Origin of the sequence: Mesorhizobium sp. M4A.F.Ca.ET.020.02.1.1, from assembly GCF_004022645.1 — a bacterium.
Taxonomy (GTDB): Bacteria; Pseudomonadota; Alphaproteobacteria; order Rhizobiales; family Rhizobiaceae; genus Mesorhizobium.
In genome coordinates, this window is the sequence record NZ_RZOI01000003.1 from 6,379 (window position 1) to 26,748 (window position 20,370).

General features: G+C 57.6%; 18 protein-coding genes and 5 pseudogenes. 16 read left to right on the forward strand and 7 right to left on the reverse strand.

Features of this window, described 5'->3' with window-relative positions; genetic code table 11:
• Positions 1-267 (forward strand): annotated as a pseudogene (locus EN742_RS38920) (LLM class flavin-dependent oxidoreductase); the annotation flags it as partial.
• A 14-nt stretch (positions 268-281) separates the two neighbouring features.
• A complete protein-coding gene (locus EN742_RS00460; protein WP_126057643.1) occupies positions 282-881 on the forward strand; it encodes a nitrogen fixation protein NifQ in 600 nt (199 codons plus the stop codon).
• Here EN742_RS00460 and rpoN read toward each other — a convergent pair.
• Both rpoN and EN742_RS00470 read right to left on the reverse strand, forming a co-directional pair.
• Entirely contained in the window at positions 878-2,311 is a 1,434-nt protein-coding gene (rpoN, locus tag EN742_RS00465; protein ID WP_091599489.1) for an RNA polymerase factor sigma-54, read from the reverse strand. The genes EN742_RS00460 and rpoN overlap by 4 nt on opposite strands.
• Before the next feature lie 69 nt (positions 2,312-2,380).
• Positions 2,381-2,914 (reverse strand): peroxiredoxin, encoded by a 534-nt coding sequence (locus tag EN742_RS00470; protein ID WP_029356553.1) that lies wholly within the window; start codon positions 2,912-2,914, stop codon positions 2,381-2,383.
• Positions 2,915-4,097: 1,183 nt separating this feature from the next.
• Here EN742_RS00470 and hisC point away from each other — a divergent pair.
• From hisC to EN742_RS37715, 5 genes are all read left to right on the forward strand, one after another.
• Positions 4,098-5,294: a histidinol-phosphate transaminase gene (gene hisC, locus EN742_RS00475; protein ID WP_091599485.1), complete on the forward strand. Its 1,197-nt coding sequence runs from the start codon at positions 4,098-4,100 to the stop codon at positions 5,292-5,294.
• A gap of 27 nt (positions 5,295-5,321) precedes the next feature.
• Positions 5,322-6,356, forward strand: coding sequence for an LLM class flavin-dependent oxidoreductase (locus EN742_RS00480; RefSeq protein WP_091599482.1), 1,035 nt, complete (start codon positions 5,322-5,324; stop codon positions 6,354-6,356).
• A 320-nt stretch (positions 6,357-6,676) separates the two neighbouring features.
• A complete protein-coding gene (locus EN742_RS40150; RefSeq protein ID WP_348628846.1) occupies positions 6,677-7,036 on the forward strand; it encodes a hypothetical protein in 360 nt (119 codons plus the stop codon).
• Positions 6,922-7,251, forward strand: a complete 330-nt coding sequence (locus tag EN742_RS38930; protein WP_245466525.1) for a helix-turn-helix domain-containing protein — start codon at positions 6,922-6,924, stop codon at positions 7,249-7,251. Before EN742_RS40150 ends, EN742_RS38930 begins: the two co-directional genes overlap by 115 nt.
• Positions 7,252-7,295: 44 nt before the next feature.
• On the forward strand, positions 7,296-7,631 hold the full coding sequence (locus EN742_RS37715; protein WP_187331497.1) for a hypothetical protein: 336 nt from the start codon (positions 7,296-7,298) through the stop codon (positions 7,629-7,631).
• Here the strand turns inward: EN742_RS37715 and EN742_RS00495 are convergent.
• Entirely contained in the window at positions 7,628-7,918 is a 291-nt protein-coding gene (locus EN742_RS00495) for a hypothetical protein (protein WP_126057644.1), read from the reverse strand. The two genes, EN742_RS37715 and EN742_RS00495, sit on opposite strands and share 4 nt — an antisense overlap.
• 220 nt (positions 7,919-8,138) lie before the next feature.
• On the opposite strand from EN742_RS00495, the gene EN742_RS00500 reads away from it, so the two are divergent.
• Positions 8,139-8,912 (forward strand): serine protease, encoded by a 774-nt coding sequence (locus tag EN742_RS00500; protein ID WP_164747232.1) that lies wholly within the window; start codon positions 8,139-8,141, stop codon positions 8,910-8,912.
• 260 nt (positions 8,913-9,172) lie between these two features.
• On the opposite strand, the pseudogene EN742_RS00505 reads toward EN742_RS00500, so the two are convergent.
• Both EN742_RS00505 and EN742_RS00510 read right to left on the reverse strand, forming a co-directional pair.
• Positions 9,173-9,429: pseudogene (locus EN742_RS00505) on the reverse strand (cysteine peptidase family C39 domain-containing protein); the annotation flags it as partial.
• Positions 9,430-9,487: 58 nt separating this feature from the next.
• A pseudogene (locus tag EN742_RS00510) lies at positions 9,488-10,277 on the reverse strand (HlyD family efflux transporter periplasmic adaptor subunit); the annotation flags it as partial.
• Between the two features lie 128 nt (positions 10,278-10,405).
• Between EN742_RS00510 and queC the strand changes: the two are divergent.
• The 5 genes and pseudogenes from queC to EN742_RS38935 form a co-directional block, all read left to right on the forward strand.
• Positions 10,406-11,104: a 7-cyano-7-deazaguanine synthase QueC gene (gene queC, locus EN742_RS00515; protein ID WP_091599584.1), complete on the forward strand. Its 699-nt coding sequence runs from the start codon at positions 10,406-10,408 to the stop codon at positions 11,102-11,104.
• The gene (gene queD, locus EN742_RS00520; RefSeq protein ID WP_063169374.1) at positions 11,104-11,460 is read left to right on the forward strand and encodes a 6-carboxytetrahydropterin synthase QueD; all 357 of its coding nucleotides are present in this window, start codon (positions 11,104-11,106) and stop codon (positions 11,458-11,460) included. The genes queC and queD overlap by 1 nt, the downstream gene beginning before the upstream one ends.
• 5 nt (positions 11,461-11,465) lie before the next feature.
• Positions 11,466-12,191: a 7-carboxy-7-deazaguanine synthase QueE gene (queE, locus tag EN742_RS00525; RefSeq protein ID WP_164747234.1), complete on the forward strand. Its 726-nt coding sequence runs from the start codon at positions 11,466-11,468 to the stop codon at positions 12,189-12,191.
• An 846-nt stretch (positions 12,192-13,037) separates the two neighbouring features.
• Positions 13,038-13,789: pseudogene (locus tag EN742_RS00530) on the forward strand (carbonic anhydrase).
• Between the two features lie 160 nt (positions 13,790-13,949).
• Positions 13,950-14,146: pseudogene (locus tag EN742_RS38935) on the forward strand (7-carboxy-7-deazaguanine synthase QueE); the annotation flags it as partial.
• A 554-nt stretch (positions 14,147-14,700) separates the two neighbouring features.
• On the opposite strand, the gene EN742_RS00540 reads toward EN742_RS38935, so the two are convergent.
• Complete coding sequence (locus tag EN742_RS00540; RefSeq protein ID WP_210211298.1) at positions 14,701-15,054, reverse strand: hypothetical protein; 354 nt, start codon at positions 15,052-15,054, stop codon at positions 14,701-14,703.
• The gene (locus tag EN742_RS00545; protein WP_245466524.1) at positions 15,036-15,599 is read right to left on the reverse strand and encodes a type II toxin-antitoxin system prevent-host-death family antitoxin; all 564 of its coding nucleotides are present in this window, start codon (positions 15,597-15,599) and stop codon (positions 15,036-15,038) included. Before EN742_RS00545 ends, EN742_RS00540 begins: the two co-directional genes overlap by 19 nt.
• Positions 15,600-16,179: 580 nt before the next feature.
• Between EN742_RS00545 and nifH the strand changes: the two genes are divergently transcribed.
• From nifH to nifK, 3 genes are all read left to right on the forward strand, one after another.
• Positions 16,180-17,073 (forward strand): nitrogenase iron protein, encoded by an 894-nt coding sequence (gene nifH / locus EN742_RS00550; protein WP_024505261.1) that lies wholly within the window; start codon positions 16,180-16,182, stop codon positions 17,071-17,073.
• 86 nt (positions 17,074-17,159) lie between these two features.
• Positions 17,160-18,662 (forward strand): nitrogenase molybdenum-iron protein alpha chain, encoded by a 1,503-nt coding sequence (gene nifD, locus EN742_RS00555; protein ID WP_024505262.1) that lies wholly within the window; start codon positions 17,160-17,162, stop codon positions 18,660-18,662.
• 129 nt (positions 18,663-18,791) lie between these two features.
• On the forward strand, positions 18,792-20,333 hold the full coding sequence (gene nifK / locus EN742_RS00560) for a nitrogenase molybdenum-iron protein subunit beta (protein ID WP_029356526.1): 1,542 nt from the start codon (positions 18,792-18,794) through the stop codon (positions 20,331-20,333).
• The last annotated feature ends 37 nt before the right edge of the window (positions 20,334-20,370 follow it).

Below are 20,370 nucleotides of genomic sequence, written 5' to 3' on the forward strand. Positions count from 1 at the left end.
CAGAGCCACGATGGCTACTTGCTGCAGGAGACACCGACCCAGCAGGATCTGTCCTTCGAGACCATGCGCAAAAATTTGCCGATTGGCAGCGTAAATCGCGTGATTGATCGCCTGCTGGAAGAGATCGATATCTTGAAACCGGACCAGATCGCAGTTCAGACTCAATTGGGCGACTTCGACCAAAAGACGATGCTGCGCCAGATCGAGCTCTGGGGCGACAAGATCATCCCTGCGGTCAACAAGGCGCTTTGTCATGCCGGAAGCTGAAGCCGGCCGTTACGATGATGGCTGCCTATCCACGCGCGCAATGGCGTGGGTCCGAGCTAGGGAGGAGCTTCGATCAGCATGTGCTGCCCTGCGTGCTTTCGCGTTCGCTTGAGGAGGTCCAGGCGGGCGAGGTGTTGGCGACGGAGGGGACAGGCCTTTCGTCTGTCGAATTGCGTGATGTCTTGGCCGCAACTTTCCCGTCTACCTCCAGCAGCGTATTCGCTTTGGAGGAGTTGAGCGAGCCCGAGCCGGAACTGGAAGAGGAGCTGCTGCGCCGGCTGCTGCTAGCGCATGCTGCGCCGGGCGACCCGGCGAGCGCCCGCTTGGCCAAGATCATCGCCCGGCGTGCGATGCGCACGGACCATCTTTGGCGGGATCTTGGCCTCTCAAATCGCGCTGAGCTCAGCCGCCTGCTTGCCAGACATTTTCCCGCGCTGGCGGCAGGCAACACAGAAAACATGAAATGGAAAAAGTACTTTTACCGCAAGCTGTGTGAGGCCGAAGGCTTTTCGTCATGCACTGCACCCAGTTGTCGGGAATGCCATGACTTCGAAAGCTGCTTCGGCCCGGAGGAAGTTGAGAGTCGCCTCTCGCCGACCAGGAATGCCGGTTAGTCACTTCGCTTGATCGCAGCTGCGGACAACCGCTTATCACGGCGCCGTAGTATGGAGGAAGGGATGTTCATCGCCTCGCGATATTTGGTGACGGTACGGCGAGCGACATTGATGCCGGTCTGCTTGAGCTGAGCAACGATGTCTTCGTCGGAAAGTACCTTGTCGAGCGATTCTTCGGCGATGATTGCCTTGATCCGATGGCGGACAGATTTGGCGGAGTGCGCGTCGCCGCCCTCGCAGGATGCGATTGTCGCTGTGAAAAAATACTTCAGCTCGAACACCCCGCGCGGAGTTAACATGTACCTGTTCGAAGCCACCCGGCTTACCGTCGACTGGTGCATTTTGATCCCGTCAGCGACATTTTTGAGACAGAGAGGCCGCAGATGGGCGACGCCGTGTGTAAAAAAGGCATCCTGCTGGCGCACGATTTCGGTCGCAACCTTAAGGATCGTCTTAGCGCGCTGCTCGAGACAGCTGATCAGCCAGTTCCCTTTTTCCTGGCAATGGTCGAGAAACGCTTTGCCTTCCGGATTTTGATTGGTCAGCTGCGAGATTTCGGCGACATAGGTGTGGTTGATCAACACTTTGGGCAGCGTGGCCGGATCAAGCTCCACCCGCCATCCACCTTCGGACTTGGGCATTACCCAGACGTCCGGTACGATGGTTTCCGGCGTCCCGGACTGGAACCGGTCTCCAGGCTTGGGATCGAGCGCGCGGATTTCGTTCCTCATGTCGAGGAGATCCTCCTCGTCGACTCCGCAACGCTGCTTCAATCCCTGAAAATCCCCCCGTGCAAGCATCTCGAGATTGGCGACCAAAGCTGCCATAGCCGGGTCGAACCGGTCTTGCTGGCGCAGCTGAATCTCCAGGCATTCGCTGAGAGTTCGCGCAAAAATCCCCGGCGGATCAAATTGCTGCAAGATTCCGATGACCCGTTCCACATCAGCTTGCCGAACGTTTAACCTCCCGGCCAGATCGAAAAGGTTTACCTGAAGATAGCCAGTGTCCTCCAGATGGGCGGCGAGCTGTCCGGCAATCAGCCGCTCCTGCGGGGTGAACGGGGTGAGGGCGACCTGGCGGGCGACATGGTCGTGCAATGTTTCGGTGTGGGCGGTAAACTCCTCGACGGCAGGTCGATCGTTGCCGCTACTGCGTTGCGACTTCCATTGCCCGCGCCCGCCAGACGGCCCGCCAATGGGCGATTCGCCGATTTCGCTTCTGCTTTGACTGCTCCGCTGATCCACCCCTGACAGCGGCGAAACGTCGTCAAACGGGTCAGGCTTCAAAACGGGGTTCTTCTCGAGTGCCTGCTCCACGAGCTGATGGAGTTCAGTATGCGTCAATCGCAGCAAGCGAATAGCTTCAATGGCTTGAGGCGATAAGACCATACGTTGCTTCTGGCGTTGAAGCAGGCTTGCTGAGAGATGCATGTTGAACCGGTAATCTGCCGAGGAGGCTCTAGTGTGTGCTGGGGTTGTGTGAGACTTGCCACTTCTGGGTCATGCCGCCGCCTTCAGTTTGTCGAGAACGTTTTGCGGGGATGAAACGCCATAGGGGTCCGTCTCGCAGTTGTCACAGAAGCCTTCCTCCTCGAACCACTGCTCCACCACGCCATCGTCGATCAGAGCGGCGTATCGCCAGGAGCGCATGCCAAAGCCCAGATTGTCCTTCGCGACCAGCATGCCCATCTTGCGCGTGAACTCGCCCGACCCGTCTGGGATCAGCTCGATCTTCTGCAGCCCCAAGGACTTTCCCCACGCATTCATGACGAAAGCATCGTTGACTGAGACGCAGTAGATCGCGTCAATTCGCAGTTCCAGAAATTGATCATAGAGTTTTTCGAAATCGGGCAGTTGGAAGGTCGAGCAGGTCGGGGTGAAGGCGCCAGGCAGCGAGAACAGGATAACGCGCTTGCCCCCGAAATAATCGTCGGAGGTCTTGTTCTCCCACCGATAAGGATTTGGCCCCCCGATCGACTCATCGCGAACACGCGTGCGAAAGGTCACGAGAGGAACGTTCTTTCTATCGGTCATTGATTTGCTCCCAGGCCAAAGTGGTACGGTGCATTTTTCGGTTAAACTGAAGCGGCATCGACTTCGGTGGACAGTTCCGGCAGCCTTTCGCCCTGGCGTGGTTGCCTCGGACCAGTCTTGTGCAAGACCGCCCCCGAGCAGGGACGTTTAACGGCGACGAGCTTCCAGTTTTCCGCGGGGACGGGGAATGTTTGCTCGCGTGCTTTATCGAGCTTTGAGAGGTAGGCATGGTCTCCAACCGTGGTTTTGACTGCGTTCTAGCGACCGAGTCGCAAGCGCCATGCCAATTGACCCCATGCCTTGGGTTCACTTCGGTTTTTGCAGCAACTTTCGTGTTGTGCAGTAATGCCGGTCGATATTATTGCTCAAGCAGCACTGGAAATTGGGTGGGACTCCGTTCGGCAAACCCGGCCTTTGTCCGAAGCCGGACACGAATGTCGGAAATTAGCCAAACGCCAGGACCTGGGGCGGGTTAAGAAACGTTGCCGTGGGCACCGTTCTTCAGCACAATTGCGCCACGCGAGCATGGCTCCCAGCGTCAATGCCGTGCAGCAGCGAGACGAAAGTCACTGCAGAATATCAACCTCTGCGAAGTCGTTGAGACGATGGGACAGGATAGCCAAGGAGGTGCGCCGTCTTGCATGCCCCGCCAGCGAGGCGAACCCTCTTGGCTACGCGCGCCACCAGAGACGCTCCATATCGTCAGGCCCGCGTCTCATGCTCAGATGAGCCGGTATTTGGCTCTCTCATCAGCGAACCGAGAGAGCCCATGCCAAGACGGAAGCAAGCAAGACGAACGAGCGTCAAAGATACCCGGACGATCCTGCGCCTGACCCGTAAACAGGGCAGTCCGGTGGGCGAGGTGGCAGAGCAACTGAGGTTCGGCAAGACCTCGGTTTCCACCTATTTCTGCGGGCGCTGGAGGCGGGCTGTCGTGCTGGCCCTGCATGCGGCTTTGACGACGATGCGATGTTGAAACACCGTCTGTTGCGCCGAATCGGCCGTCGGCCACACGTTGGGTCGTCATCAGGTTCTCGACAGCTTCCCGGTGTCAAATCCAAACCGTGGTCGGCGATCCCACCAAGGTGGGAAGGCAGCGCTGACATAGCCGAACGTCGATCAAGTCACGATCAACGATTGCCTCATGTCACATGCCCTGCGGGACTGAAAAACGGAGAAGAACATGTGCGATGCAAAACTGAAGACCGTGCTTTCGCTCTTCTCGCCGGTGGCCAGCAAATTAGATGCTCTCTCGTCCAACGGACCAGCGACGGATGCAAATTACGTTAAGCTAAATACGAACGAGAACCCGTTTCCGTTGCCGAAGAGCGTAATGCAAAGTGCAATTGCTGCGATCGAACACCATTATCTTTATCCGGAAGACGACAATCTCAGCTTAAGGGCAGCTGCCTCCGACGCTTACGGATTTTCCAAAGATCAGGTGATTGCCGGCAACGGTTCGTCGGAACTGCTCGGACTCATCTACAGAGCTTTCCTCGCCCCAGGAGATACAGTGGCGATGCTGTCGCCCGGATTTTCGTTCAACCGTAAACTTGCCATGTTACAGGGTGCCGAGTTTCTCGAAATCGCATCGAGCGAAGCTCATCCCCTGCCGATAGAAAAACTTCTGTCCGGCCCCGCAAAAGACGCGAAGTTCATTCTGTTGGCTAATCCGAACAATCCGACCGGAACATTCGTGCCGGTGGCCGAAATCGAACGCCTTGTGGAGCAAGCAGATCGCTTGATCGTCTTGGATGAGGCCTACGTTGACTTCGCACCCGACCATGCCCTGCGCCTCGTCAATAGACATCCGAATCTTTTGATCTTGAGGACTTTTTCAAAGAGCTATGCTGCCGCTGGCGTGCGAGTCGGCTTCGGTTTCGGTCACCCAGAAATCATTGGCAGGCTGCGCAACATCCAGAATGTCTTCAACATGAACGTGATCGGGCAGGCGGTCGGGAAAAGCATTCTTGCGCATCGCCACGCCTACGAAGAGAACCACAGGCACATCAAGCATGAACGACAGCGAGTGACCCTGGCGCTGTTGCAACTTGGCTTTTCCGTAACACCCTCCCACGCAAACTTTTTGCTGGCCCGTGTGCCGGCGGGACAGGAGGGCTCATGCTGGCAAGCCGCGTTGAAAGAGCAGAAGATCCTCATCGCCAGCTTTCCTGACATAGATTTGAAGAACTGCATTCGCGTCAGCATTGGTAGCACAGAGCAGATGGACAAATTCCTTGCTGCCGCCAAACACGTCTGTATGAACTTTAAGAGGAATCGCGGTGTGCGCAAGCATGAAGTCAATTCACATTGCATTGGAAATGTATTAAGTAATAAGTGTCGATGTGTTATAAGTTATGATGTTTCCAATAGTGGATAAATCATAGGTAATTTGGAGAATAATTAATTGACGAAAATTTTCGCTTCGGGCCTAACCTTCGGCATCTTCGATCATCTGGACGAAAACGGCGATGACATCGCCCAACAATATGCAGATCGGCTGAGCCTAGCAGAAGCGTGCGATGGCTATGGCTTTTATGCGTATCATCTCGCAGAGCACCACTGTACGCCACATGGCAGAGGTCCATCACCGAATTTGTTCTTAGCGAGCGTCGCCCAGCGAACCCGCAGTCTTCGTGTTGGTCCCATGGTAATGCTACTTGCGCTCTATCATCCGCTGCGTGCCTTCGAGGAGATCTGCATGCTTGATCAGTTGAGCGGCGGCAGGCTTGAACTCGGCATAGGGCGCGGCTCTGCTCCGACTGAATTGGGATACTTCGGGGTTGCTGTAGAAGCAGCACCAGAACAGTACACGGAGGCCAGCGAGATTCTCATCAATGCGATGAAAGGCGGGACGCTTTCTTATGAGGGCCGCCACTTTGAGTTGAAAGACGTTCCGCTGACGTTGAGACCTCACCAATATCCCCAGCCGCCGACATGGATCGCCACCAATCGACCCGAGCCGGCTAGCTGGGCCGCCGCGAATGGGGCAAACATCGCCTGCGTCGGACCTTCCACTTCTGTTCGCAGCGTTACCGACGCGTTCCGCGCCGCCCGAATTCACGATGCTGACATTGGCCACCAAGCGCCATTTCTTGGATTGCTCCGAATGGTGGTGATAGGGCGTTCTGAAACAGATGCGTATTTGCTCGCAGCACCTGCCTATGAACGATGGCTCAAGAGCTTCAAATTTCTATACGAACTAAATGCCATTCCCACTCCACCAAACTTGCCTTTGAACTTCGATGCAGCAATTGAAAGTGAATTGTGCGTCGTGGGAACGGCAGCTTCTGTCCGAAAAGCTCTCCTTGATCAGCTGGAAGAGGCAGGTGCTAATTATCTTCTGTGTCAACTGGCATTTGGGGATTTGCCGCTGGATGCCTCGCTATACACCGCATCGACCATTCGATCCGAAATCATGGCTCGAGTTGCCGCATCGTGAATCCGTTGTGTGATTGGAGGAGCAGCGGCAGCGCTGCTGCTCATTCCGAAACGGTTGTGGGGGCCGGACTCTTGTGTCAGGCGTAAACACTAGGCCGGTGCTTGGTCGCCGACCGCGATACTGCAGCCCTCGCCCATTTCAGTCCCGATGACATTCCTGCCGCGACGGTTGCAGTGCCGCACTCCGCAAATTCCCCATACAGAAACAGACTTCTTGGCCTGCTCGACCAGCAGGATGGGTCCCTGCTCTCGCCGGATCTGGAGCACGTCGAACTGGCACTGAGCGATCGCCTTGAACAGCAAGGCAGGCCGATCAACTTCGTGTACTTCATAGAGGAGGGCTTCGGCTCTATCATCGCCAAAATGGCGCCCGGCCGGGATGCCGAAGCCGGCATTCTGGGCCACAAAGGCATGACAGGAACGGTTGTCGTCCTCGGCGACAATCTGGCGCCGCATGATTGCGTCGTCCAGCTCGCCGGAGAGGCGATGCGCATTCCGATAGCCCCCTTTCATGAGGCACTCGAGCAAAGTCCCACCCTGCGGCTGTTTCTTCTGCGCTTCGTGCAATGCCTGATGGTGCAGACCAGCTACACCGCTCTCACGCGAACGCCCGCCAGGGGCTCGAAAGCCGTCTCGTCCGATGGCTGCTGTTGTGTGAGGATCGCGCTGGCCCCGAGCTGAAACTCACGCGCGAATTCCTGTCGATCATGCTCGGCGTGAGGCGGCCGGGCGTAACCGTCGCCATCGAGGTCCTGGAAGGCAATGGCTTGATCCGCGCCACGTGCGGCAAGATCGTCATCCGTGATTGGGAAGGACTGATCAAACTGGCCGATGGCAGCTATGGCCCACCGGAAGCCGAGTACGAAAGGCTTATCGGTAGCAGTCCACTCCGCTGAAGGCTGTAGGGACCCTCGACAGCAGTGAGCCCATAGGAGATCACATGGCCGCCCTTTCCCTTAATTATTTTGACGTACGCAACAATGATCGGCTCTTTTCCGACACTGAAGGGACATGGTTAGCCGGCGGCATGGATTCCGTCAGGCTCGAGGCTTTCGCCGCGCTGACAGACTATGCGCGGGAAGTCACCCCCACCGTCATTTGCCGCCGCCTTACCGTTGAAGCCCGCGACGAAGACAGCAAGCCGCTCTTGGAAGCTGTTATGGACGTGGTCATCGGGGTCGTTTGTCTCAGACGACCCCGAACAGCCAAAGCGCTAAAAAAACGCCGAGCGCCAGCTCGGATGCCTTCCGGTGAACCGATCTGCGGGGCCGACTAGTCCTCTCGAACATCGGTCAGAGTGGCATGGCGCAGCCCGCCCTCGCCTTTCAGGAAGCTGATGTGGCCGACCAGGCCGGGCTTGATCCACTGCGCGTTCGGCTTCTTGATCGGAATTCCTTTGCGCGCCCGGCCGGGCATCCGGCGACGCGCTCGTAGAGCCGTTCCTTCATGGCGCGGTTCAGACCGATCACCGCGGCCCCGACATATTTTCGTGAGCCGTCGGCCTTGGCCATGAGAGCCATCGGCGCGGCGAGTAACCCTGAGGGTCTCGAGCTGCATCAGCATGGAGAGCCTGCCTATAACGGACCCCGTGCCGTCGTCGCGCTTTCCGAAGAAGTCGTCCGCCCACGGCAACCAGAGCGTCCTATCGAGGACAAAGCATGTTTGCCTGCGGCATTCTGAATCACATCCGAGACGAGGGTTGCCAGCTAATGGGTGGGCAGGCAGGGTGGCGCGCCAACGGCACACGGCCGCACGATGTAATGCAAATAGTACGAGGAAACCGATGCCCCCCATCACCCGTCGTCATGCCCTCTGCGCGCTCGCAGCCCTTTTTGGTGGAAAACACGCCCATGCTCAAACTTCTGTACAAGGCGGGCTCGATATCGTCCGCGGCAAGCGGACCACGTCTAAAGAGCATCCTTGGTACGTCGAACTCAATATTGTCACAGAGGATAAAATTGTCAGAGAGGATAAATCTTATCTATGCGGTGGAGTGGTGATCGGAGACCAATGGATCCTCACAGCGGCACACTGTTTAGCGGGTGCAACCAAGGTCGAGGCCTTTGTGAAGAATGGCGTTTCGTTAGATGTAACGGACTTTATTGTTCACGAAGAATATGTCGCGAAGACATTCAAACATGATCTGGCGCTCGTGCGGGTGCGCAGTACGCTACCCGCAGTGGCCATTCCCCTTGCTACCCCCCGGATGGACATTCCTAATGGCGAGCTCCTTACCGTGACGGGTAAGGGAGTTACACGACATGGTGGAGAGGAATCAGAAGAGCTCCGAGAGGGCAAGGTCCCATACGTCGACAACAAAACGTGCAGCCGCAAATATGGGGAGGAGATCTTTCCTGGGATGATGTGCGCCGGAACCGAAAGCGGCGGGACCGATCCTTGCCAAGGGGACAGTGGAGGTCCTCTGACCAAAGCCCATGGCAAAAACCCTATCTTGGTTGGAATTGTCTCGAGTGGGGCCGGTTGCGGAAGGACATACGGTGTGTATACGCGCGTGTCGTATTATCGCGAGTGGATCACGAAACATACCGGTGACTGAGGGGGCGAGTCGGGATGCGTGCAGGGTGGAAAGTTCACGTTGCCGCGTATCCGAACGCGCAGAATGTCCAGACTAATCGGAGTTCATCTAACAGGTATCCTGACCATGTCCCATGAAGGCTGTGCAGGCTAGGAAGCCCCGAGGCACCCGCGCCTGGCTCATCAGCGGAGCTGGGGGCTCTGATTAGACCCGCCGGAGATCAGGGCGGCGGGCTCTATCCAGCGGCACTGTATGACGCCAAGTCCAAACGCAAATTTGATGACGACGTGCGCGATAGCGGGCTTGGGGATTTTGTCGAGGCGGTCGAAGCCACCCCTCACGCCCTTGGCTAAGAAACCAAGCCTTCTTCAGCTTCCAAGAGACCGAGCACAGTGGTGCCAGAGTGGTCGGTCGAGGCATGCTGGCGAATGCGCGACAAAAGCAGCTTGTGGCCATAGAAGGCAGCGACACAAGCAAGACTGGTCGCCCCGCAATCGGTGATATCGCGCTGCTTAAACTTGCTGACCTTGCTTGACATGGCGGCTCGCTGACTGTCTGGAAATTGAAGATTAGTCGCCCGCGTAGAGCGGATTGAGCTAATCGTCGACTTTATCATAGAGGAGTTGCAGCAAAGTGCGGCCTGCAACGAGAAAGCGTGCCCAAACGGTAATGCCTTTCTTCAGGTGAGCGATGCCCCCGTTCTTAAGGACGAGTTGGTTGCGAGACAGCGCAAGGGGGACCTTGAAGAAGGGCTCCCGCCGTGGAGAATGGAGTCCTGCGCCACGTTGAGCACCTTGGCGTCAGTGACACCCCATTGATTGTAGTTTGTAGGCATCGATTTGGATATGCACCGACTGGCCCGGGTGCACAAAAGCGATGTCTTTGGGGGGAACGTAGATTTCCACCACCAGTTCGGTACCGGCGAAACCCAACCGACGTTTTGCCCGGCCTGTACGTAGCTGCCGGAAGTGAGGCCTGAGAATTGCTCAAGAGTACTGGGGCTCGAATATGAGTCAGATCCCGCTCGTTCTCGAGCTCATGCAAAGTGGCCGTGAGCTCCTTGAGGCGCAGGTTGATGTCGAAGAGTTGCTGGTTTCATTCGGCGATTTTTCGCCGGGCCAGGATCTCGCCCTGGAGCTCAATGTTGTGGAGGGCGAAAGTCTTTTCTTCAACAGTTTTCGCGGGCGCTGCAGAAGCCGAAAGCAGTCGCTTGGCACGGTCGAGTTCCGCTGCGGCATTGGTGCGGGCGTATTCGTTTTCCCGCAACAAGTTGAGGAAATGCGCGCGGTCAGCTTTGGCGGATTCGGTCGAGAGGCGGATCGGGTCCTTGGCCTGCGTGCCGGAGGAGATCAGGTTTTCGAGATCACCGGCAAGATCGCTCCTTGCGACCCATGCTCGCTCCAATCGGGCTGTGCGGAAATTCTCCCGGTTCACAAAATTGAGTCGCTGGAGTAGTGGGGGCGCAGAGAAATCTCCGGTCGCAGCCTTACCCGGTCAAAACAAGGATACCAATGATGAAGACTCTCGCCGTCTGCTCTGGCGGATTGGACTCCGTTTCCCTTGCTCACATGGTGGCAGCGGAGCACGAACTCACCGGCCTTCTATCTTTCGACTATGGCCAACGGCACAGGAAGGAATTGGGCTTCGCCGCTCTTTGCGCGCAGCGACTGAAGGTCCCGCACCAGATCATCGACATCGGCGAAATCGGCCGTGGCCTTTCCGGCTCAGCGCTGACCGACAGTGTCGACGTGCCGGACGGCCACTACGCCGAAGACACGATGAAGATTACGGTGGTGCCGAACCGCAATGCCATCATGTTGGCAATCGCCTTCGGTCTCGCCGCCGCCCACAACGCCGAAGCGGTGGCGGCGGCCATGCATGGTGGGGACCACTTCATCTATCCCGATTGCCGTCCGGCCTTCATTGAAGCTTTCCAGACAATGCAAGACCGCGCGCTCGACGGCTATGCGCAGATACGCCTCTATGCACCGTATGTGAATCTCGGAAAAGCTGACATTGTTGCGGATGGCGCAAGATACGGCACCCCGTTTGCCGAGACCTGGTCCTGTTACAAGGGCGGCGTGCGTCACTGCGGACGATGCGGGACCTGCGTCGAGCGGCGCGAAGCGTTCCATCTCGCCGGGCACGCTGATCCCACCGACTACGAGGACGCCGATTTCTGGCTCGAGGCGCTGCGCAGGAGGCGCGCGTAATGTTCCACATCAGCAAGGAATTCCACTTCTCGGCCTCGCATCAGCTCACCTCCTTGCCTCCCAACCATCAATGTGCGCGCCTGCACGGGCATAACTATGTCGTCGTAGTGGAGCTGTCGGCCAAGGAACTGGACGCCCACGGCTTCGTGCGCGACTATCACGATCTGGCGCCGCTCAAACGCTACATTGACGAGAGCTTCGACCATCGGCACCTCAACGACGTGCTGGGACATGAGAAGGTCACGGCGGAATGCCTGGCCAGACATTTCTATGAATGGTGCAAGGCACGTCTGCCGCAGACCGCGGCCGTGCGCGTTAGCGAAACACCGAAAACTTGGGCGGAATACCGTCCGTGACCGACATGCATCCCGTAATCCGTGTGAGCGAGATATTCGGGCCGACGATCCAGGGCGAGGGCGTGCTCATCGGCTTGCCGACGGTGTTCATCAGAACCGGCGGATGTGATTATCGCTGTTCATGGTGCGACAGCCTTCACGCGGTGGACAATCAGTATCGCCATGAATGGCTACCGATGCCGATCGATGCCGTGTGGCAAACCGTCCATGCGCTTTCCGGCGGCAGGCCGGTTATGGTCTCCTTGTCAGGCGGCAACCCGGCCATTCAGCCGTTCGGTCCCCTCATAGAACGAGGCCATCGCGAGGGCTATCGTTTTGCACTGGAAACGCAGGGTTCCGTGGTGAGGGAGTGGTTTGCGGATCTTGACGTGCTGACCCTTAGCCCAAAGCCGCCGTCCAGCGAAATGACGACCCGTTGGGCTGCGTTTGAGGCGTGCCTCGAAGCGGCGCAAGAGAAGCCGCAAATCGTGCTCAAGCTCGTCGTTTTCGACGAGAGTGACTATGCCTACGCCAAAGAAGTCGCGGCGCGATATCCGCACCTTCCGATCTATCTGCAACCCGGCAATCACACGCCGCCGCGCCCCGGCAGTGAAGACGCCTCTGTCGACTTGGACGGAATAATGATGCGAATGGAATGGCTTGTCGAAAGGGTGACCAGCGACAGGTGGTTCGAAGCCCGCGTGTTGCCGCAGCTGCACGTTCTGCTTTGGGGTAACAAGAGGGCGGTCTAGTCTGCGGCTTGCGTCGCACCGGAAGGCCGGGCTCCGACGGCTTGGCAGGCTCTCTTCGCGTGCCGAGTACAGCCGAGCTTTGTTCGCGCCAGCGGTCTCGCGATTGTGCGGCTGGAAACCGCCCGGACACCCGCTGCCGGCGTGTGTCACCTTGACTCCGATGAGCTGTCGTCACGCAAAGTTGAAATCCGCAAGAACTGGCCTTCTCGCCCCACCTGCTTGACTGTTTCCTCCGTCGCAAGCACGTCATCCCCTCATCCTTGTTCAGCTCTTATCGATGTATCTCATTGTCCGGCCTGACGCTCGACTGTCAGACACCAGAACGCCCAACGGGGCTGGCCCGCCGGTCAACGGCAGCTGCTAAACAGAACGGCGATGTGCATGGGAATGCATCCATTGCGTAAATGCCTTCCATAAAGAAGATCGATTTCCTCACTGGCCCAACGTGAAATATAGCAACGTCTTCGTGGCGTCGTCGGCTGCGTCAGGAGTAGCGATGAAAACGTATTGGGGTCGCCTGCGTCTCCTTGGGCGGCGAGTGTAAAGTGTAGCGATGCGGCCTCAGGCGCGAACGGCGAGCCGCGCAGTGATCACCTTCGCCTGTGCCTTTGCGGCGGGGGTCAAGCGCTGGTCTGCTCGAATTTTTATCGTCTAGCTGGTTGAAACTGCGTCCGTTGCGGGCTGCAGAAGCCGGCCGGCCGAGAAACGGCAGCCGCACTTATAAAAGCACGCCAAGGCATGCGGGCATCCGTCAGTTGCAAAGGACAATAGTGGCCGCGCCGATTGGCCATCACGGGTCCATTAGGGCAGCCACCAACATCAGTTCGCAAGAGGAGCAAAAGCAATATGTATCGTCGTCACCTGATCAAAGGGTTGGTTGCGCTCGGCGCATGCCGGATTTGCGTTCAAGCCGCCCAAGCGACCAGTGCCCATTGGGGATACACCGGTCCGGTCGGACCGGAGCACTGGGCTGATCTGGATAAGAAAAATTTCGTATGCTCTGCCGGCACGCAGCAATCGCCGATCGATATCAACAGCGCGGTCAAGGCGGATATCCCGCATATCGCCATCGGCTGGCACAAGGGCGGCGGCAATATGGTGAACAACGGCCACACCATTCAAATCAATATGCCACAAGGCAGCACGCTGACCCGCGGCGATCGTGTCTACGAACTGGTACAGTTCCATTTCCATGCGCCAAGCGAACATCACGTGGCGGGCAAGAGCTTCCCGCTGGAGGTGCATTTCGTTCACAAGGACACGCAAAGTGGTACTCTGGGCGTGCTGGGCGTCTTTTTAACGCCCGGCGCGACAAATGCCAGCTTTGCTGCCCTTGCTGCGGCCTTTCCCGAACTGCCGAATGGGGAGGTTACGATCGACGAGGTGAATCCCAACTGGCTTCTGCCAGCGTCGCTTGGCTATTGGACTTATGAGGGCTCACTGACGACGCCGCCGTGCGCCGAAAACGTCGAGTGGATGGTGGCGATGGAACCGGTTGACGTTGATCCGGCAGACATCCAGCGATTTACCTCACTTTACCCGTGAACGCGCGCCCTTTTCATTCACCCAATCGACGCTTCATCCTGCGCCAGAGTTGAGCGCCGCCCCAGCGGTTCCGCACGGTCCAACATTCTTGGCACAAATTGGCGCGAAGCCTCCTCTTCCGGTCTGGCGGTCTGACGGCGCTCCCCAAGCTGGCTAGTCTAAAGGATAGGGATTCGGTGCCGGCACCACTCGTCCCAAAGACGTCGCGGCGAGGTTTGTCTGCAACCCGGCAATCACACGCCGCCCCGCCGTGGCAATGAAGACGTCTCTGTCGAGTCCGACGGAATATGATGCGCATGGAATAGCTGGCCGAAAAGGTGACCAGCGACAGGTGGTTCGAAGCCCGCGTCTTGCCGCAGCTGCACGTTCTACTCTGGGGTAACAAGAGGGCGGTGTATACCTTCTCTTAGCTTCGCCGCCAACTACTCGGTTTTCCGAATTGCTCTCTATATTCTTGAAGGCGATGCGTTCGTTAAAGACATGTGCTGCGCACCTGGTGTAAAAGCTGCTCTCATCATGCAGAGGTCAAGTTGTAGCTGATGTTGCCCTTGATGCCGCAGCCTACCGCGGCGGGACCAAACTCAATGGCAAGCAGGCCGGCTAGGATCGTGCAGCCAGTCGCGAGCCTCGCCCACAACGGGGTCTCACGCGCATGATGGCGCCGGCCATGGGTTCGGCGGTTGTACTCATTGTCTACATAGCGCCGTTTGCCCTCGCTCTTTCTCCCCGCGGGGCAGTATGCCCATCTATCATGACCAGGTGCATATTAGCCCTATGCAGACAAGCGGGTGGCTACTTACATCGTGAGCGTTCTCGAGAAGCCGTAGTGGCGCACCGTGCTGACCAACAACGAAAAGGCGCAACCCTTTGCCCGCGCGTTCGGTTGCCGCTCACTCGTCATCTTCTGGCGGTTCTAGTTTGCCAACCGAAACCTCTAGCCTCGTGGTGCACTCAATAAGGTTAGCTAGCAATTTGGCATCAATGTCTGTGTGCCCCTCGTACTCGGAGAGGTTTCGCTCGTTGTGCGCTTTAGAAAAATCTGAATGTCAGCCTTGTCGGTTCCGACGGTATGAACGAGCGCTTGAAACACCGAAGTGCGATTGTCCGAGCGATAGCCTTCGCGGCGTAGGGCTGCCAGGGCAAGCCGATGCGCAGCTCCATATAAGAGAGTGAATTGGCTGTCGGGGTCGAGACCTTTCTGTGCGTCAGTTAAATTCTTGCGGGCGCCACCCAGCATGCCGTCATATTCGGACAGCGATGGGGGCTCACTTTTCATCAGCCCAATCTTTACGAGGTTGTCTAGTTCTTGCTTGCCCACGCTTGTAAATCTTTCTCCGAGCCGATGAGGAAAATCTTTGGAAGGGTACTTACCTTTCGGACAAACGACCCTTTCTGCGACGCCTTTCGTTGCCATTCCTCCGGCGACAGAAATGTCGGACTGACCTTTCGGCCTAGTCTCAGTTCCGCGTTTTGTGCGGCTGAATAAAGTTCAGAGAGGTTCAGGTTATCGCCGACCACCATCAAATCGATATCGCTGCGTTCTGTGTCCGTGCCTTTGGCGACTGAACCGTACACGAAGGCAGATTTGATCGAATGAAAGTGCGACAGCAATTCCCTTAGTGGCTCGGTTGGTATTTGGTTCTTAAGTGAAAAGTGCGCCGTGCTCTGCAAAGCAGGGGGGGCTGCGTTCTCAGGCCCCGCGCTAGTGCCGTCACGATGCGCCTTTAGGCGCTGGTATTCATCGACCGAAAGCAGCACAAGCCGTTCGCGGCCATTCTTGCTGATGATCACGGGTTCCGCTAGCGCCTTGTCCTGATACACCCCTAAGTTGCGCTGAAATTCAACCGAGCTAATGACCGACATAGAATTGTCCCGATAATCCGTTATATCCGTATAATACGTATCTTTTTGAAAATATCAATGATCTCGTGCTAAGGTACTGAATTATTTGCCTTCGATATAGCGCGTCGGCGGAACCAACTCGTAGACGGGCTATGAAAGGTTAAGCGCGGATGTCTATCGGCCGCCGGCGTTCCCGCTCCGCAAGCCTGCCTGAACTATTCCGCGCGGCGGTCAAGCCCCAGGCTCCTGCTCATCCAGCGACCGCAGGCTGGAAAGACAATAGCCGACGTCTTCCGATGGTCTCGCCATCAGCTTTGGGCTAGCTCCCCATTATCCCGCTTCGAGCTCGACACAGGGCGGTTTCGATGGCGCACGACAATCTGTGTCGGCTTTGTCGTGTCCGTGACAGACGCCTGAAAGGCCCGCTCGCGCGTTTTGCCGCCGTCTAAGTGGCTGGAATTTAATAACGAAGTTTCTTCTCGGATCGGCCGATCACGCTGGTACGCTTTTTGCGATGCTTGGTGTGAGGCGGCACGAGCTGCCTATCGGCACTTGTGTCGCGGGCAGTCGCGATGACTAGAACGAAGGAAGGAAAGCTATTATGTCAGGTCTGCGTCAGATCGCCTTTTACGGCAAAGGCGGCATCGGCAAGTCCACCACCTCCCAAAATACGCTCGCCGCCCTTGTCGACCTCGGGCAGAGAATCCTCATCGTAGGATGCGACCCCAAAGCCGATTCCACACGCTTGATCCTGAATTCGAAAGCTCAGGATACCGTCCTGGATCTCGCCGCACAGGAAGGTTCGGTGGAAGACCTCGAACTCCAGGACGTGCTCAAGGTCGGCTACAGAGGCATCAAGTGCGTGGAGTCCGGCGGCCCCGAGCCGGGTGTCGGTTGCGCCGGCCGCGGCGTCATCACCTCGATCAATTTCCTCGAGGAGAATGGCGCTTATGACGATGTCGATTATGTCTCCTATGACGTCCTCGGCGACGTGGTATGCGGCGGCTTCGCCATGCCGATCCGCGAAGGCAAGGCCCAGGAGATCTACATCGTCATGTCCGGCGAGATGATGGCGCTCTATGCCGCCAATAACATCGCCAAGGGCATCCTCAAATATGCCCATTCGGGCGGTGTGCGGCTGGGCGGGCTGATCTGCAATGAACGTCAAACCGACCGTGAACTCGATCTGGCCGAAGCACTGGCTGGCCGATTGAATTCCAAGCTCATCCACTTCGTGCCCCGCGACAACATCGTCCAGCATGCCGAACTCAGGAAGATGTCGGTGATCCAGTACGCGCCGGACTCCAAGCAGGCAGGGGAATACCGCGCTCTGGCCGAGAAGATCCACGCCAATTCGGGCCAGGGTACGATCCCGACGCCGATCACCATGGAGGAGCTGGAGGAGATGCTGCTCGACTTCGGCATCATGAAGACCGACGAGCAGATGCTTGCCGAGCTTCACTCCAAGGAAGCGGCGAAGGCGGCGGCCCAGTAGTGACATTAGCGCTGCCATGAATCGGCGCGCCTTGCAGAGAACGGCGCCTATTCGTTGAGGCGTCACCCAACCTTGAAAGGGGACTCATGAGCCGGGAATACGAGAATGACGGTGCTCTTCATGCGAAGCTTATCGAAGAGGTGTTGTCGCATTATCCCGACAAGGCGGCGAAGCGCCGCAAGAAGCACCTCAACGTCGCAAAGAGCGGCAACGAGGCTGGCGGGGAAAGCGAGGTCCTTTCCGAATGCGACGTCAAATCGAACATCAAGTCCATTCCCGGGGTGATGACGATTCGCGGCTGTGCATATGCGGGTTCGAAAGGCGTGGTGTGGGGGCCAGTCAAGGATATGGTCCATATCTCGCACGGCCCGGTCGGCTGCGGCCAATACTCTTGGTCGCAGCGCCGCAACTACTACGTCGGTACGACGGGCGTCGACACGTTCGGGACAATGCAGTTCACCTCCGATTTCCAGGAGAAGGACATCGTCTTCGGCGGCGACAAGAAGCTGGAACAGATCATTGACGAGATTGAAGTCTTGTTTCCGCTCAACAACGGCATCACCGTGCAATCCGAATGCCCTATCGGCCTGATTGGCGATGACACCGAGGCGGTTTCTCGCAAAAAGACCAAGGAGTATGACAAGACGATCGTGCCGGTACGCTGCGAGGGTTTCCGCGGCGTCTCGCAGTCGCTTGGCCACCACATCGCCAATGATGCGATCCGGGATTGGGTCTTCGACAAAAAGGATGTCAAGTTCGAGGCCGGCCCCTACGACGTCAACGTCATCGGCGACTACAATATCGGCGGCGATGCCTGGGCCTCGCGCATACTGCTTGAGGAGATAGGGCTGCGCGTGGTCGGCAACTGGTCGGGTGACGCCACACTCGCAGAGATCGAGCGCGCCCCGAAGGCTAAGCTCAATCTTATCCACTGCTACCGGTCGATGAACTACATCTGTCGGCATATGGAGGAAAAGTATGGCGTCGCTTGGATGGAGTACAATTTCTTCGGTCCCTCCCAGATCGAAGCCTCTCTGCGCAACATAGCCAAGCATTTTGGGCCGGAAATCGAGGAAAAGACCGAAAAGGTCATTGCCAAGTACAGGCCGCTTGTTGATGCGGTCATCGCCAAGTACCTGTCGCGCCTGGAAGGAAATACCGTGATGCTCTATGTCGGCGGCCTGCGCCCCCGCCACGTCGTCACGGCCTACGAGGACCTCGGCATGGTCATCGTGGGCACCGGCTATGAATTCGCCCACAGCGACGACTATCAGCGCACCGGCCACTACGTGAAGAACGGCACGCTGATCTATGATGACGTGACCGGCTATGAGTTGGAGAAATTCATCGAAGGGATTCGCCCAAATCTGGTCGGCTCGGGAATCAAAGAAAAATACCCGGTGCAGAAGATGGGCATACCGTTCCGCCAGATGCATTCCTGGGATTATTCAGGCCCGTATCACGGGTACGATGGCTTTGCCATTTTCGCACGTGATGTGGATCTCGCCATCAACAACCCGGTCTGGGACCTATTCCACGCGCCTTGGAAAAGAAGCCGGGGCGATGAGCGGGCGATGGCTGCCGAATAAACATCTGCTTTAGCCCCAGTCTCCCACTGAGACGGTGAACTCCCGCGGCCTCTGATCCGCCGGAGCCTGGAACGTCTTGACGTCCTGAGCTGCCGTACCGCGCAGCCAGATGCAAAAGAGGTAATCATCATGCCGCAGTCGGCTGAAAAAATTCTCGATCACGCTCCCCTGTTCCGCGAGCCGGAATACAGAAAGATGCTCGCTGAGAAGAAGCTAAACTTCGAATGTCCGCACCCCGATGAGATCGTTTCCGATCAGCGCGATTTCACCCAGACGTGGGAATACCGCGAAAAGAACCTCGCCCGCAAAGCGCTTGTCGTGAACCCGGCCAAGGCCTGCCAGCCGCTGGGTGCGGTATTCGCTGCCGCCGGCTTCGAACGAACCATGTCCTTCGTCCACGGCAGCCAAGGTTGCGTCGCCTATTACCGCTCGCACCTGTCGCGCCATTTCAAGGAGCCTGCCGCGGCGGTCTCCTCCTCAATGACCGAGGATGCGGCGGTGTTTGGCGGCCTGAAGAACATGGTCGACGGGCTCGCCAACACCTACCAGCTCTACGACCCGAAGATGATTGCCGTGTCGACGACCTGTATGGCAGAGGTCATTGGCGACGACCTGCACAGCTTCATCCAGAACGCCAAGGACGAAGATTCAGTCCCGCGCGACTTCGACGTGCCCTTTGCCCACACGCCGGCCTTCGTTGGCAGTCATGTCGACGGCTATGACAACATGGTCAAAGGCATTTTGGAGCACTTCTGGAAAGGCCAGGAGCGTACGCAAGTCGAAGGAGCCATCAACATCATTCCGGGCTTCGACGGCTTCTGCGTCGGCAACAACCGGGAGCTCAAGCGCCTGCTCGATGTAATGGGCGTGTCCTACACATTCATCCAGGATGCCTCTGACCAGTTCGATACGCCTTCGGACGGTGAATACCGCATGTATGACGGGGGCACGAAGATCAACGAGGTGAAGAAGGCCCTCAACGCCGAGGCAACGCTTTCGCTGCAGCATCACAACACCCGAAAGACGCTGGGCTATTGCGAGGAGGTCGGGCAGGCGACGGCCTCGTTCCACTATCCGCTCGGCGTTCAGGCGACCGACGAATTCCTGATGGAGGTCGCGGCGATTTCCGGCAAGGAGATCCCCGAGGCAATTCGCCTCGAGCGCGGCCGACTGGTAGACGCCATGGCGGACAGCCAATCCTGGTTGCATGGTAAGAAATACGCCATCTACGGCGATCCCGACTTCGTTCACGCGATGGCCCGCTTTGTCATGGAGACCGGCGGCGAGCCAACCCATTGCCTCGCCACCAATGGCACCTCGGCATGGGAAGCCGATTTGAAGAAGCTGCTAGCATCCTCGCCTTTCGGCAAGGCTGCCCAGGTTTGGGCGGGCAAGGACCTGTGGGCGCTGCGCTCACTGCTCTTTACCGAGCCGGTGGACCTTTTGATCGGCAATTCCTACGGCAAGTACCTGGAGCGCGACACCGGAACGCCGCTGATCCGGCTGATGTTTCCGATCTTCGATCGGCACCATCATCACCGCTTTGCGCTCTTTGGCTACCAGGGCGCGTTGCGCGTGCTTACGACGATCCTCGACAAGATCTTCGACAAACTCGATCGCGAGACGAGCGAGACGGGTGTGACGGATTATTCCTATGACCTCACGCGCTAAGAGCCGTGGCCGGCTTTTCGCCGAGGCCATTCCTTGC